Consider the following 13809-nt stretch of genomic DNA (forward strand, 5'->3'; position numbering starts at 1 on the left):
GGCGAATCCGGCTGCGCACATCGTCCCCGTGCGCGGCCGGATTCGCCTTATCCGGCTGTGAGGGACGATGCCGGGCGTCTGACCGACCTCCTCGACGCAGCGGAGAAGATCGCGCGGAGGGTCGCCGAGGGACGGGACGCATTCTGGCGACCGTCCACCTGATCCTGATCCTCGGCGAAGCCGTGAACCGCCTCTCCCCGGAGGTCACCGGGGCGCACCCGGAAATTCCTCGGCGTCAGATCGTCGCGCGAAACCGGGTCGTTCACAGCTACTTCGATGTCGATCTCCGCCTTCCTGGGTTTTGCCGTGCCTCGGCGGGGTACCGGCTTCCGGCAACGGATTTCACCATGCGATGAATTCATGGTACGGTGAATTCGTCAACCGTTGAATTATTGGAGGCTCCGAATGCCACCGAACGCGACCGCCAGCACCCCCGCGACCGCCATCGCGGTCGACGACCTCGTCGTCCACCGCGGCGGGCAGCCGGTCCTCAACAGCGTCTCCACCCGCATCGCCGCCGGGTCCGTCACCGGCCTGCTCGGCCCCTCGGGCTCGGGCAAGACCACGTTCATCCGCGCGATCGTCGGCACCCAGAAAGTGCGGTCCGGCACTGTCGAGGTGCTCGGCCACCCGGCCGGGACGAAGCCGCTGCGCCGCCGCGTCGCCTACGTGACGCAGGACGCCTCGATCTACCCCGACCTTTCGGTCAAGGCCAACGTCGCCTACTTCGCGGCCCTCTACGGCCGCAGCCGATCCGAGGCCATGACCGCCATCGAGCGGGTCGGCATGGGCGACCACGCGCACAAGCTCGCCGCGAACCTTTCCGGCGGCCAGAAGACCCGCACCTCGCTCGCGTGCGCGCTCGTCATCGAACCCGAGGTGCTCGTGCTCGACGAGCCGACCGTCGGCCTCGACCCGGTGATCCGCGAGGAGCTGTGGGACCAGTTCCGCACCCTCGCGAAGCAGGGGGCGACGCTGCTCGTCTCCAGCCACGTGATGGACGAGGCCGACCGCTGCGACCGGCTCCTGCTGCTGCGCGAGGGCCGCTTCATCGCCGACGACACCCCCGCCGACCTGCGCGCCTCCACCGGCACCGCGAACCTCGAAGCGGCGTTCCTCCACCTCATCCGCGAACTCGAGAAGGCGAACTGACATGTCGCTGCGCATCACCTTCATCACCGCCGGGCGCATCCTCCGGCAGCTGCTGGGCGACCGCCGCACCGTGGTGCTCATCCTGGCCGTACCGAGCCTGATGATCGCGCTCATCAGCGCCATCATGGACGCCGCGCCGGAGGCCTTCAACTCGGTCGGGCTGATCCTGCTGGCGTTCTTCCCGTTCATGATGATGTTCATGATCACCTCGATCACGCTGCTGCGAGAGCGCACCGGCGGGACGCTGGAGCGGCTCATGACGACGCCGACCGGGAAGCTCGACCTGGTCGGCGGCTACGCGATCGCGTTCGGTGTGGCGGCCGCGAGCCAGACCGCCATCGCCGCCTCGGTCGCGTACCTCTTCCTCGGCCTGGAGACGGCGGGTCCGGCGTGGGCGGTGTTCCTCATCGCGATCATCGCCTCGCTGTTCGGGATGGCGCTGGGGCTCTTCGTCTCCGCGTTCGCCACCACCGAGTTCCAGGCGATCCAGTTCATGCCCGTGTTCGTCGTCCCGCAGCTCCTGCTGTGCGGCCTGATCTGGCCGCGCGACCAGATGGCCGGCTGGCTGCAGGGGGTCTCGGACGCGCTGCCGATCACCTACGCGGTCAAGGCGCTCACCGAAGTGCAGGTCAACGCCGAGATCACGTCCGCGATGTGGGGTGACGTCGCGGTCGTGGCCGCTGCGGCGCTCGTCGCAACCGCCCTCGGAGCCGCGACGCTGCGGCGGCGCACGAACTAGGGTTCACCCGTGGCCAGAACGAAGCGCGCCGGAAGGCGGTCAGGCAATCCCGACACGAGAGCCGAGATCCTGGCCGCCGCCCGGCGGCTGTTCGCCGAGGAGGGCTTCGAATCGGTCTCCATGCGGCGCATCGCTTCTGAGGCCGAGGTGGACCCGTCGCTGATCCACCACTACTTCGGTTCGAAGGACGACCTGTTCCTCGCCGCGATCGAACTGCCGCTGGACCCGGCCCCGGAGGTCGCGGCCGTCCTGAAGGCGGGCGGGGTCGAGGGCGCGGGAGAGCGGCTCATGCACGCGTTCGTGAGCATCTGGGACGGCCCCCACCAGGACAAGCTCCTCGCTGTGGTGCGCACGAGCCTGTCGAAGCCCGCGATGTCGTTCGTGCTGCGGCAGCTCTTCGAGCACCGGATCGTCAAGACGGTGGAGAGCGTCCTGGGCGGCGAGGTCGACCGCATTCCCGTGCGCGCCAGCTTCATCGCCAGCCAGGTGTTCGGGCTCGTGGTGGCCCGGTACATCCTCAAGCTCGAGCCGGTCGCGTCCCTGAGCGCCGACCAGCTCGCCGAGACGATCGGGCCGACCATCGACCGGTACCTCACGATGCCGGTGGACCAGTTCGAAACATGAGCGGAAGGAGCCCTTCGCGGGCCGCCCCTAGACTGGTCGCATGCCGATCGTCGACAGCGCCATCTACCGCAAGGGCGTGCGCGAGTCGCACCACGTGACCCTCGACCAGACCTTCGAGGACCTCCACGAGCACGGCGGCTTCGCCTGGATCGGGCTCTACCGGCCGACCGAGGCCGAGCTCGCCGCCGTCGCCGAGGAGTTCGAGCTGCACCACCTCGCGATCCACAACGCCACCATCGGGCACCAGCGCCCGAAGCTGGAGCGCTTCGGCGACAGCACCTTCGTGGCCCTGCGCCCCGCCCGCTATCTCGAGGAGACCGAGCAGGTCGAGTTCGGCGAAGTGCACCTGTTCATCGGCCCGAACTTCGCGATCACCGTCCGCCATGCCGAGTCCCCCGACCTCGCGCAGGTCCGCCGGCGGCTCGAAGCCGACCCGGAGCTGCTGGCACTCGGGCCGCAGGCGGTCCTCTACGCGGTGCTCGACGTGATCGTGGACGGCTACAACCCGGTCGTCGACGGCATGGAGGACGACATCGACGAGATCGAGGACGAGCTGTTCTCCGGCGATCCCGACGTCGCCCGGCGCATCTACGAGCTCGCCCGCGAGGCCATGGCGTTCCAGCGGGCCACCCATCCGCTCGTGCGGATCTTCCGCTCCCTGGAGGCCGGGTACGACAAGTTCGACGTCGACATCGAGCTGCGCCGCGACATGCGGGACGTGCTCGACCACGTGCTGCGCATCGTCGAACGCGCCGACACCTTCCGGGCCCTGCTGGAGAACGCGCTCACCGTGCACTCGACCCTGGTCACGCAGGCGCAGAACGAGGAGATGCGGCAGCTCTCCCACGCGAGCATCGAGCAGGGCGACCAGGTCAAGAAGATCTCGTCCTGGGCGGCGATCATGTTCACGCCGGGCCTCGTGGCCGGGGTCTACGGCATGAACTTCACGCACATGCCCGAGCTCTCGTGGGTCCTCGGCTACCCGATGGCGATGGGGCTGATGCTGCTCTCGGCCGGGCTGCTGTACGTGGTCTTCAAGCGCCACAACTGGCTTTAAGCCGTGGCGATGTCGAACGCGGAGCCGATCGCGTAGGTCGCGACCATCGTCGCCGCGCCGACCCCCATGACCCGCAGCATCGCCCTGCCGGTCGGCGCGCCGCCGAGCCTGGCGGAGGTGAAGCCGGTGAGCGCCAGCGCCGCGATCACCGCGATCGCGCAGCCGATCACGCGGATGCCCGCGGGCAGCAGGGTGATCGCGAGCAGCGGGAGCAGCGCGCCGCACGTGAACGCGAGGAACGAGGAGAGCGCGGCCTGCCAGGGGTTGGTGAGCTCGTCGGGGTCGAGGCCGTATTCGACCACGGCGTGGGCCCGCAGCGGGTTGCGCTTGGACAGCTCGCGGGCCGCGTTCTGGGCGGTCTCATCGGAGAGGCCGCGGTCGCGCAGGCTCGTCGCGAGTTCGGCCTCGGCGTCCTCGGGCCGCTCGTCGAGTTCGCGCCGCTCGGCCTCGACGAGGCTCGCCTCGGTGTCGCGCTGGGTCGAGACCGAGGTGTACTCGCCGCCGGCCATCGAGAACGCGCCCGCGACCAGCCCGGCGACGCCGGAGACGAGGATCGTGGACCGGTCGGAGGTGGCACCGGCGACGCCGATGACGATCCCCGCGACCGAGACGATGCCGTCGTTCGCGCCGAGCACGCCCGCCCGGAGCCAGTTGAGCCGGTTGCCGATCGAACCGGGACCGCCGCCGTCGTGCATCCCGGGTTCGTGCTCGTGGTCGTCGTGTCCGCTCTGCACCATCACGATTTCCAGTGAACCACAAGGTTGCACGCGGTGGGAGTTCTCACAGGAGACCGGAAATTGCGGAGGCTTGGGGGAATTGTCCGGCGCAGGACCGCGACGCTCTGTAATGGACACTTCCGCTGGTTGACGACTACCGCTATTGTCGGCACTCCCTCCGAAACGAAGGGGCTCTTCGATGAGCGATCCCGCTGACTCCCCAGCTCCGCGGCCCGAGAACGCCGAAGCGACTCGAGACGAGACGCCGAGTGATCCACCCCAGGACCCGGCACCGGCCGAACCGCACGGGCCTGAGACGCCGATGGGCGATTCCCGGCCCGACGCCGAGCCGGCACCCGCACAGCAGCCTTCCCCCGAGTCCGGAACGGTTCCCGTGCAAGCGCCCGAACCCGAAGCATCACCGGACGCCGCCTCCGGTACCCCTAAGGCCGAGCCCGCTCCCGCGCAGGCCGCCGCGTCGCCCGCACCGAGCGTCGGCGCCCAGGTGACGCGAGCGCCCGCAGCGGTCCCCGCGCCGCCCCGGCCGCAGCCTCCCGCCGCGCCGCTGACCGCCGCCGAATACCAGCGGCAGGCCGCCTACTACCACCAGCAGATGAACCAGCAGCGGTACACGCCGCCGCCCAACCCGCGATGGCATCGGCCCGGGGAGATCCCCAAGCCGGCCATCGTGGTCCTGGTCATCGCCGTCGCCCTGTTCGGCGGCTGGGCCGCGTTCCACTCCACCGGCGTCGGCATCGGCCTGTCGCTCACCGGCATCGCCCTGCTGGCGATCCCGCTGGCCGCCGGCGACACCCGGGACCTGGTGCCGCGGCTGCCGGGCGCGATCCTGGTCGCCGCCCTCTGGTCGGTCCCCGCGATCCGCGACGCCGGCTGGGTCGTGTTCCTGTGCACGTCCGCCGCGTTCCTCCTGACGCCGCTGGTGCTCGCCCGGCAGGTGCGGTTCAGCGGCACCGCCGTCATGCTGCTCCAGGGCTGGCTCGAAGGCCTCGCCGAATCGTTCCGCTGGGCCAAGCGCGGCCGCAGCGCGGGCAAGGACGGCAATGGCGAGGGCAACGCCACCGGCATGCGCAACCTGTGGGTCGTGCTCATCACCGCCGCGCTGCTCCTCGTCTTCGGCGGGCTCTTCGCCGCCGCCGACAGCACGTTCGCCGACCTCATCGTGCGGCTCATGCCCGAGGTCAACGCGGGCGAGTTCATCCTGCGGATCCTCCTCGCCGCGATCCTGTTCCCCATGGCGCTCACGTGGGCCTACACCGCGGTCGCGAAGCCGAGCTTCGACTCCGTGCAGCCCGAGGGCGAGCACCGCACGGTCTCGCGCTTCGAGCTCTCGATCCCGCTGGGCGCGTTGAACCTCCTGTTCGTCGCGTTCATCGCGGTGCAGCTGCGGGTGTTCCTCGGCGGCGAGGACTACGTCATGGAGACCGCCGGGCTCACCTTCGCCGAATACGCCCGCAAGGGCTTCTGGCAGTTGAGCTTCGTCGCGGCGCTGTCCCTCGGGGTCATCGCCGTCGCGGCCTGGCTCGCGCCGAAGCGCGCGAAGGCCGACCGGCTGGCGGCCCGCATCCTGCTCGGCACCCTCTGCGCCCTGTCCATGGTGGTCATCGCCTCGGCGCTGTACCGCATGTTCACGTACGCCGACACGTACGGCCTCACCCGGATGCGAGTGTGGATCTTCACCGTCGAGATCTGGCTCGCGGTCCTGTTCGCGATGGTCATCGTCTGCTGCTGGAAGCTGCGGGCCACGTGGCTGCCGCGCGCCGTGCTCGCCTCGGGCGCGCTGGCGCTCCTCGGTCTGGCCGCCGCGAACCCGGACGCGCTCATCGCCCGCTACAACCTCGAGCACGACCACACGCTCGACCTCGACTACCTGGAGGACCTCTCCGACGACGCGGTGCCCGAGTTCGCCTCGCTCCCCGATGAGGATCTCGACTGCATGCTCGACGACCCGGTCGAGCGCGACCTCATGGCCTGGAACCTCGGCCACCAGCGCGCGGCGGGGCTCCTGGAGGAGCACGAGGAGCACGAGGAGCACTCGGACTACTGCGACTGGGGCGACGACCGGTACATGGGCGCGGAGGAGTTCGGCGACCCGCCGCCCGAGGACCTCCAGGAGACCGAGGACGCACAGGAGACCGTCGGGGCGGACGACGCGGCAGCGCCGCCCGCCGCCGCGTTCTTCCAGGTCGAGACCTGCGATGCGCTCGACGCCACCTCGACGAGCGAGTGGTTCGGCAGCGAGGTGGACGAACTCGGTCTCGAGCCCGGCGCCTCGGACGCGTTCCTCTCCGAGGAGCCTCCGGTGACGGCATGGCTCTCCTGCGGGTACTTCAACAGCGGCGTCACCATCGAAGGGCAGCTCCGGTACACGGAGTCCTCAGCGGCCGCGAGCGGCCACATCGCGGACGCCGTCGACGCCTACTCCGGCGGCGACTGGCTCGTCCAGGAGCGCTCGGACGGCTATTGCCTCTCGTACGGCGACGGCGCCGAGCGCCAGTTCCAGTACTACCGCGCCAGCGGGAACCTGGTGTTCTACGCGCTGGTCACGGGCGTCTCGCGGGACGTGGTGTCCGAGGCCGCCGCCGACGAGCTGACCGACCAGATGGAAGGCCTGTACGGGACGTTCGCCTGACGGAATGTCGTCACCCTGGGCGGCGCGGCGGCCACTGAGCTGCCGCGCCGCCACGATCTTCAAGGCTTTCGGCCCCGAGGCGGATTTCGGCGGCTCGGACTGGCAGCCCATGATCGACGGTCTCTGGAAGAAGACCTTCGGCGACGCCGAGCGCTCGGACCCTGAAACCGTCGAGGCGGCCTACCGCCGCTACCTCGACCGGGTGCGCGAGACGATCCCCGCATCGCGGCTCGTCGAATTCGAGACCGGCGCGGGCTAGCAGCCGCTGTGCGACGCGCTCGGCCTGCCGATCCCGGACGAGCCGTTCCCCCACCTGAACTCGACCGCCGAGTTCAACAGCCGGACGGCCGAAGAGCTGACCGCGGCGTCGGCCGAGGCCGAGCAGTCCTCAGCAGAGCGTCAGCCGCGGAGCCGCTCGGCGGCTTCGCGGCTCGCCTCCATCGCGAACCGCGCGTAGTCGGGGCTCGCCCCGGCCATGCCGCACGTAGTCGCGATGCTCACCTGCCGCGGCAGCTGCTCGGCGCTGAAACCGAGCCGGTTCCACAGGGCCTGAACGCGTTCGGCCGCTTCCTTGCCGACGCCGGGCCGGGGCTGCCCGAGCGGCGGCACCACGCCGGCGATGAGGCGCCCGCCGCCGTCGAGGTACTCCCCCAGGGCGTCGACCTTCGGCACGTCGTCGAGGTCCAGCAGGGTGAGGTCGACTGAGAGCGCCTGCACTCCGGCTTCTTCCAGCAGTCGCACCGGCACGTCCGGGGCGCAGCAATGCACGGTCACGGGTACGCCGACCTGCTCGGTGAGCTCGCGCAGCCGCTCGCGCGCGACCTCGACGGGCACGCGCCGGTAGAAGTCGAGCCCCGATTCGGTGTTCACGCGGCCCGCCAGCGCCGCCGGGAGGCTCGGTTCGTCGAGTTGAATCGACAAGGCGGCCTTGGGCATTCGCGCCTGCGCGGCGGCGATGTGGTTGCGGAGTCCTTCGGCCAGCGAAGCGGTCAGGTCCGCGACCGCGCCCGGATCGGCGAGCATCGCGCCGCCGGTGCGCCGCCAGAGGTTGGCGGCGAGGGTGAAGGGGCCGACGGCGGTCAGGCGGACCGGTCCGGCGGTGTCCACTTCGTGGAGGGCGTCGAGGTCGCGTTCGAGGAAGTCGAGGGCGCGGCGGGCGTCGCGGCCGGGAAGGTCGGCCAGTTCCCAGCGGAAGGCCCACCATTGGACGGGCAGGCCTTCGAGGAGGGCTGCGCCGCGGCCGATCATGTCGGCGCCGAGGCCGCGGTCGGGCAGTTCGGGCAGGTACGGCCATTCGGGGAGTTCCCCGAAGACGATGTTGACGGCCTCCTGGACGTCGGTCCCGGGCAGGGAGCCGACGCCGGTGGCGACGCCCATCGGCAGGGCGTCGATGTCCTTCGCGAGGTCAGGCACCGGCCGCCTCGGCGGATTCGCTGACGCCCGCTTCGGCGTACGCCTGGGTCGAGTCGATGGTGCCGGAGGCGAGGACCGCGTCGCCTTCCGGGGCGGGGCCGTAGACCACGAGGGCCTGCCCGGCGGCGACGCCGAACGCGGGCGTGTGGAGCTTCGCGGTGAGGCCGCCGTCCTCGGGGGTGACGGTGGCCGGGTAGACCTCGCCGTGGGCGCGGAGCTGGATCTCGGCCTCGAACGGCGCGGTGCGCTCGGCGGCGAGCCACACCGGCTTGCCGGTGCGGATGCGGTCGACGCGCAGGGCCTCGCGGGGGCCGACCTCGACGCGGTTGTCGACGGGCGTGATCGAGAGGACGTAGCGGGGCCTGCCGTCGGCGGCGGGGCGCTTGAGGCCGAGGCCGTGGCGCTGGCCGATGGTGAACTGGTGGGAGCCGTCGTGGCTGCCGAGGACTTCCCCGGAGGCGGCGTCGACGATCTCGCCTTCCTTCGTGCCGAGCTTGTTCTTGAGGAAGCCGGAGGTGTCGCCGTCGGCGATGAAGCAGATGTCGTGGCTGTCGGGCTTGCGGGCGACGGCGAGGCCGCGGGTCTCGGCTTCGACGCGGACCTGGTCCTTGGGGGTGTCGCCGAGCGGGAACATCGACCCGGCGAGCTGGGTCGGGGTGAGCACGGCGAGGACGTACGACTGGTCCTTGCCGGGGTCGACGGCGCGGCGCAGGAGGCCGTCGTCGCCCTTGCGGGCGTAGTGGCCGGTGACGACGGCGTCGAAGCCGAGGGCCAGCGCGCGGTCGAGGACCGCGGCGAACTTGATCTTCTCGTTGCAGCGCAGGCAGGGGTTCGGGGTGCGCCCGGCCGCGTATTCGGCGTAGAAGTCCTCGACGACGTCCTCGTGGAAGCGCTCGGCCATGTCCCAGACGTAGAAGGGGATGCCGATGACGTCGGCGGCGCGGCGGGCGTCGCGGGAGTCCTCGATGGTGCAGCAGCCGCGGGCCCCGGTCCGGTAGGTCTGGGGGTTCTTGGACAGCGCCAGGTGGACGCCGGTGACGTCGTGCCCGGCCTCGACGGCGCGGGCGGCGGCGACGGCCGAGTCGACTCCGCCGCTCATGGCGGCCAGTACTCGCAGTTTCACGTGGTCCAGCTTAGGCCCGTTTTCTGTACCGGCTAGGACAGCCCGGCGGTCTTCGCGCGCCGCACGGCTTCGGGCAGGGCCCCGATGAGCGCGTCGGTCTCGGCCTTGGTGGTGGGCCAGCCGAGCGTGAAGCGCAGGGAGGAGCGGGCGTCGTCGGCGTCGGTGCCCATGGCGAGGAGGACGTGCGAGGGCTGCGCGATCCCGGCCGAGCAGGCGGAGCCTGTGGCGCATTCGACACCGGCGGCGTCGAGGAGCATGAGGAGGGCGTCGCCTTCGCAGCCGGGGAACGAGAAGTGGGCGTTGCCGGGCAGGCGCGATTCGGGGTCGCCGTTGTAGATCGCCTCGGGGACGATCGCGCGGATGCGGGCGACGAGGTCGTCGCGCAGGAGCACCAGCCGCTGGGACTCGGTCTCCTGCGTGCGGACGGCGTGAGCGACCGCTTCGGCGAGTGCGGCGATGCCGGGCACGTCGAGGGTGCCGGAGCGGATCTCGCGTTCCTGGCCGCCGCCGTGGAGGAGCGGGACGGCCTTCACGTCGCGGCGCAGGATGAGCGCGCCGGTGCCGGTGGGTCCGCCGAGCTTGTGGCCGGAGAGGGCGAGGGAGGCGGCGCCGGAGGCGGCGAAGTCGACGGGGACGTGGCCGACGGCCTGGATGGCGTCGGTGTGCACGGGGATGCCGTGGGCGGCGGCGAGTTCGGCGATCTCGGGGATGGGTTGGAGGGTGCCGACCTCGTTGTTCGCCCACATGCAGGTGAGCAGGGTGATCTCGGCGCCGCGCTCGTCGAGGATTTCGGCGAGGGCGCCGGTGTCGACGCGGCCGAGCTTGTCGACGGGGAGCTCGGTGACGTCGGCCTTCTCGTGGTCGCCGAGCCAGGCGACGGCGTCGGCGACGGCGTGGTGCTCGATCGCGGTGGTGACCACGCGGTTGCGGTGCTCGGTGCGGCGGTGCCAGTGGACGCCTTTGACGGCGAGGTTGTCGGCCTCGGTGCCGGAGCCGGTGAAGATGACCTCGCCGGGTTTGGCGCCCAGGGCTTCGGCGATGCGCTCGCGGGCCTCCTCGACCGTGCGGCGGGCGGCGCGCCCGGAACCGTGGAGGGAGGAGGCGTTGCCGAGGGCGCGGGCGGTGCGCACGTAGGCGTCGAGCGCCTGGGGGAGCATCGGCGTGGTCGCGGCGTGATCGAGATAGGCCATGGCCCGTCCATTCTACGGCGCGTCCCGGCTCACTCAGGCGGGCCGCGGCGGCGCTGCCGAGGCGGGGTCTGCGCCGTTCCGAGGGGTGGGATTCCGGTGCCGGGATCTTCCGCATTAGTCGGCGTAATGCGTCGTGGTGCGCGCGAGATAGAATCTGACGAATCCTCCTACCTTTCCGATCGTGAGGGGTCACCGCCCCGAGACCGGGCCGCGGAAACTGGTGTCCTAGGAAGCCGGAGCCTTCGCCGCCCGAGTCGAGAGAAAGTGTGTGCCGATGACGCCTGAGCTCGCCGAAGCGCTTCGCGCCGGGCCGTTCCACACCGCCCTGCGCGTGGCCATCCAGACCAGCGGGCTCGGTCTCGACCGCATCCGCCACCGCCTCGCCATGCGGGGCATCACCGTGTCGACCACGAGCCTGAGCTACTGGCAGTCGGGCCGGTCCCGGCCCGAGCGCGCCGAGTCACTCGCCGCCGTGACTGCCCTCGAAGACCTCCTCGAACTGCCCGCGGGGTCCCTGCGGGTCCTCTTGGGCCCCAAGCGGGCCCGCGGGCCGCGCTCGATCCGGGGGCAGCTCCCCCGGCCCGACGCGGTGCTCGGCGGCGACGCCGTCCGCGAACTGTGCGACCAGGTGCCCGCCTCGCGCGAGCACACCCTGGACATCCTCAGCCAGCAGGTGATCGTGCACGTCGACTCCGAATGGCAGGAGTCGGTGTTCGAGCTGTCGATGCTCGTGCGCGCCAGGCGCGACGACGTGGACCGCTACATCCTGCTGTACCGCGGCGACGAGGGCTGCGACATCGACGACATCGAGTTCAAGCCCGTACGCGACTGCACGGTGCCGAACATCCTGCGCCACCCCGAGGCGCCGGTCGCCTTGGCGGAGATCGTGTTCGACACGCCGCTGCCGCGCGGGGCGACGCACCTGTTCGAGATCGTCGTGCAGGGCAACGGAGGCACCTCCAGCGGGCACGGGAACGCGTTCCGGTACCCGGTGGACCAGTACTCGCTCCAGGTGCGCTTCGCACCGGATGCGATCCCGAAGCGCGTGTACCGCTTCGCGCAGTCGAGCCTGCAGCGCGAGAAGCGCGAGACCGGGGACCTCCAGCTGGGCCCGAACCGGACCGTGGCGCTGGCGGAGCCGGTCCCGAGGCCGGGCGCGCTGGGCATCGGCTGGGAGATCGAATAGACGAGCAAAGCGAAGGGCCCCACTGGAAACGGTGGGGCCCTTCAGCTCTCGCTACTTCGTGTCGCTAGCGCTCGCTGCGCTTCCGATTCCGCGCCTCGCTGGCGCTCGCTACGACTGCGCTTCCGATTCCGCGCCTCGCTGGCGCTCGCTACGACTGCGCTTCCGATTCCGCGCCTCGCTGGCGCTCGCTACGGAAGCGGTCCACTGCCGCCCAGGCTCCGGGCAGGAGCAGCGCCGCGACGACGAGCTTGACGGCGTCACCGGCGAGGAACGGCAGGACGCCCTTCTCGATGGTCGTGGCGGCGTCCATGCCGGTCGCCAGGGCGAGGTAGGGGGCGCCGAAGGCGTACATGAGCACGTTGCCGACGACCATGAGCCCCACGGTCTTCAGGATGGTGCGGTCGCCGCCGCGCTTGGCGAGGTAGCCGACCGCGACGGAGGCGGCCAGGAAGCCGATGATGTAGCCGAAGCTCGGCATGGCGTAGCCGGAGGTGCCGTCGGTGAACCACGGGACGCCCGCGGCCCCGGCGGCGAGGTAGAGCGCGAGGGTGATCCCCGCCCTGAGCGGCCCGTAGGCGGCGCCCAGGAGCAGCACGGTGAACGTGGTGAGCACGAACGGGACCGGGGTGATCTGCGGGATGGTGATCGCGATCTGCGCCGAAGCGCCGACGGCGGCGGCACCGCCGAGCACGAGCACGGCGTCGCGCGCGTACGCGGCGGCCTTCGTGCGGGCGGGCAGGAGATCTGCGAGCACGCTTGGCGCGGCGATCGCGGCAGCTGGGGCGGCCATAGCGGATTCCTCCAACATCGTATGTAGGTTCTATATAACGAGAGGCTCCGGGAAGCCTAACGCACCCTTGTTACGGCAACGTGACGCCCCCGGCGAGCGCCCGTCGAAACCGGCCCGCCAACCCTGCCCGAGCCCATCGAAAACGGGGCGGCATCGGACGCGAGCCCCGCTCGGCTTCCAACGCCCGCGGCCCGGCCCCCCCCCTCCGGGCGGGCCGGGCCGCGGCTCGTCTTCGCTTACTTCCGCTTCTCGATCTCCTCGAGCGCCTGCGGGAGCACCTGGAACAGGTCGCCCACGATGCCGAGGTCGGCCATGCCGAAGATCGGCGCGTCCGCGTCCTTGTTGACCGCCACGATGACCCGTGAGGTCTGCATGCCCGCGCGGTGCTGGATCGCGCCCGAGATGCCCGCCGCGACGTACAGCTGCGGGCTCACCGTCGTGCCGGTCTGGCCGACCTGGAACTTGTGCGGGTAGAACCCCGAGTCGGTCGCCGCGCGCGAGGCGCCGACCGCGCCGCCCAGGGCGTCGGCCATGCGCTCGATGAGCGCGAAGTCCTCCGCCGAGCCCACACCGCGCCCGCCGGAGACCACGACTCTGGCCTCGGCCAGGCCCGGGCGGTCACCTGCGGGCTCGTCGACCCGCTCGGTGATCCGCACGCGCTGGTCGGTTTCGGCGACGCTCGCCGTCACGGCCTCCACGGTCGGCGAGCCCGGAGCCGGAGCGGGCTCGGTCGAGCCGGCCTTCACCGTTGCGAGCGTGAAGCCCTTGGTGGCCTTGGACTTCACGATCGTGCCGCCCGCGAACGCGTCCTGCGTCGCGGTGCCGTCGGACTCCAGTCCCGTCACGTCGGTCAGCAGGCCGTTCTCCAGCGCCACCGCCACGCGGGCGGCGAGGGCCTTGCCCTCGTCGGTGCTCGGCAGCAGGAAGCAGCTCGGAGCGGCCGAGCGGGCCAGGTCGATGAGGACGGTCGCCTTCGGATCCACGAAGTAGTCGTCAGCACCGGCGGCGTCGACACGGTAGACCTTCGCCGCGCCGTATTCGCCCGCCAGCGAGGCCGAGGCGTCGTCGAAGGCGATGGCCGAGACGTCGCCGAGCGAGCGTCCAAGAGTGAGGACCTCAGCGGCGTGCTTGCCCGAGTTCGGTACGTACACAAGGATGTCAGTCATCAT

The 13809-nt window shown here is 71.0% G+C and carries 13 protein-coding genes and 1 pseudogene; 8 read left to right on the top strand and 6 right to left on the bottom strand.

Annotated elements, in window-relative coordinates:
- Window positions 1-143 precede the first annotated feature (143 nt).
- Genes O1R50_RS26265 through O1R50_RS04405 form a run of 5 tightly spaced genes read left to right on the top strand, consistent with a single transcriptional unit; the run spans window position 144 to window position 3572 of the window.
- The gene (locus tag O1R50_RS26265) at window positions 144-356 is read left to right on the top strand and encodes a HepT-like ribonuclease domain-containing protein (RefSeq protein WP_408612605.1); all 213 of its coding nucleotides are present in this window, start codon (window positions 144-146) and stop codon (window positions 354-356) included.
- Between the two features lie 49 nt (window positions 357-405).
- Window positions 406-1152, top strand: coding sequence for an ABC transporter ATP-binding protein (locus O1R50_RS04390; protein ID WP_270108663.1), 747 nt, complete (start codon window positions 406-408; stop codon window positions 1150-1152).
- A gap of 1 nt (window position 1153) precedes the next feature.
- Complete coding sequence (locus O1R50_RS04395) at window positions 1154-1891, top strand: ABC transporter permease (protein ID WP_270108664.1); 738 nt, start codon at window positions 1154-1156, stop codon at window positions 1889-1891.
- Window positions 1892-1900: 9 nt separating this feature from the next.
- Window positions 1901-2515 carry a TetR/AcrR family transcriptional regulator gene (locus tag O1R50_RS04400; protein ID WP_270108666.1) on the top strand — a complete coding sequence of 205 codons (615 nt, stop codon included), beginning with the start codon at window positions 1901-1903 and terminating at the stop codon, window positions 2513-2515.
- Between the two features lie 40 nt (window positions 2516-2555).
- Complete coding sequence (locus O1R50_RS04405; RefSeq protein ID WP_270108667.1) at window positions 2556-3572, top strand: magnesium and cobalt transport protein CorA; 1017 nt, start codon at window positions 2556-2558, stop codon at window positions 3570-3572.
- Here the strand turns inward: O1R50_RS04405 and O1R50_RS04410 are convergent.
- Window positions 3569-4309, bottom strand: coding sequence for a VIT1/CCC1 transporter family protein (locus O1R50_RS04410; protein WP_270108927.1), 741 nt, complete (start codon window positions 4307-4309; stop codon window positions 3569-3571). The two genes, O1R50_RS04405 and O1R50_RS04410, sit on opposite strands and share 4 nt — an antisense overlap.
- 178 nt (window positions 4310-4487) lie before the next feature.
- Between O1R50_RS04410 and O1R50_RS04415 the strand changes: the two genes are divergently transcribed.
- Entirely contained in the window at window positions 4488-6938 is a 2451-nt protein-coding gene (locus O1R50_RS04415) for a DUF4153 domain-containing protein (protein WP_270108668.1), read from the top strand.
- A gap of 4 nt (window positions 6939-6942) precedes the next feature.
- Window positions 6943-7395: pseudogene (locus O1R50_RS04420) on the top strand (sulfotransferase).
- Here O1R50_RS04420 and O1R50_RS04425 read toward each other — a convergent pair.
- From O1R50_RS04425 to O1R50_RS04435, 3 genes are read right to left on the bottom strand one after another with little or no spacing between them, the layout of a single operon-like run.
- Window positions 7338-8351 (bottom strand): uroporphyrinogen decarboxylase/cobalamine-independent methonine synthase family protein, encoded by a 1014-nt coding sequence (locus tag O1R50_RS04425; protein WP_270108669.1) that lies wholly within the window; start codon window positions 8349-8351, stop codon window positions 7338-7340. The pseudogene O1R50_RS04420 and the gene O1R50_RS04425 overlap by 58 nt on opposite strands.
- Window positions 8344-9468, bottom strand: a complete 1125-nt coding sequence (gene mnmA, locus O1R50_RS04430; RefSeq protein WP_408612606.1) for a tRNA 2-thiouridine(34) synthase MnmA — start codon at window positions 9466-9468, stop codon at window positions 8344-8346. Before mnmA ends, O1R50_RS04425 begins: the two co-directional genes overlap by 8 nt.
- A gap of 38 nt (window positions 9469-9506) precedes the next feature.
- Window positions 9507-10664 (bottom strand): cysteine desulfurase family protein, encoded by a 1158-nt coding sequence (locus tag O1R50_RS04435; protein WP_270108671.1) that lies wholly within the window; start codon window positions 10662-10664, stop codon window positions 9507-9509.
- 274 nt (window positions 10665-10938) lie between these two features.
- Between O1R50_RS04435 and O1R50_RS04440 the strand changes: the two genes are divergently transcribed.
- Window positions 10939-11850: a hypothetical protein gene (locus tag O1R50_RS04440; RefSeq protein ID WP_270108672.1), complete on the top strand. Its 912-nt coding sequence runs from the start codon at window positions 10939-10941 to the stop codon at window positions 11848-11850.
- A 148-nt stretch (window positions 11851-11998) separates the two neighbouring features.
- Here O1R50_RS04440 and O1R50_RS04445 read toward each other — a convergent pair whose 3' ends face one another.
- Together O1R50_RS04445 and O1R50_RS04450 are read right to left on the bottom strand one after the other, a co-directional pair.
- Window positions 11999-12640, bottom strand: a complete 642-nt coding sequence (locus tag O1R50_RS04445) for a biotin transporter BioY (protein ID WP_270108673.1) — start codon at window positions 12638-12640, stop codon at window positions 11999-12001.
- Between the two features lie 236 nt (window positions 12641-12876).
- Window positions 12877-13806 (bottom strand): electron transfer flavoprotein subunit alpha/FixB family protein, encoded by a 930-nt coding sequence (locus tag O1R50_RS04450; RefSeq protein WP_270108674.1) that lies wholly within the window; start codon window positions 13804-13806, stop codon window positions 12877-12879.
- Window positions 13807-13809: the final 3 nt, after the last annotated feature.

The organism is Glycomyces luteolus (assembly GCF_027622875.1).
Classification (GTDB): domain Bacteria; phylum Actinomycetota; class Actinomycetes; order Mycobacteriales; family Micromonosporaceae; genus Glycomyces; species Glycomyces luteolus.

Coding starts and splice junctions, on each gene's coding strand:
- O1R50_RS04395 (WP_270108664.1), top strand. CDS start 1,154: ATGTCGCTGCGCATCACCTTCATCACCGCCGGGCGCATCCTCCGGCAG.
- O1R50_RS04415 (WP_270108668.1), top strand. CDS start 4,488: ATGAGCGATCCCGCTGACTCCCCAGCTCCGCGGCCCGAGAACGCCGAA.
- O1R50_RS04445 (WP_270108673.1), bottom strand. CDS start 12,640: ATGGCCGCCCCAGCTGCCGCGATCGCCGCGCCAAGCGTGCTCGCAGAT.
- O1R50_RS04435 (WP_270108671.1), bottom strand. CDS start 10,664: ATGGCCTATCTCGATCACGCCGCGACCACGCCGATGCTCCCCCAGGCG.
- O1R50_RS04440 (WP_270108672.1), top strand. CDS start 10,939: ATGACGCCTGAGCTCGCCGAAGCGCTTCGCGCCGGGCCGTTCCACACC.
- O1R50_RS04390 (WP_270108663.1), top strand. CDS start 406: ATGCCACCGAACGCGACCGCCAGCACCCCCGCGACCGCCATCGCGGTC.
- O1R50_RS04450 (WP_270108674.1), bottom strand. CDS start 13,806: ATGACTGACATCCTTGTGTACGTACCGAACTCGGGCAAGCACGCCGCT.
- O1R50_RS04410 (WP_270108927.1), bottom strand. CDS start 4,309: ATGGTGCAGAGCGGACACGACGACCACGAGCACGAACCCGGGATGCAC.
- O1R50_RS04405 (WP_270108667.1), top strand. CDS start 2,556: ATGCCGATCGTCGACAGCGCCATCTACCGCAAGGGCGTGCGCGAGTCG.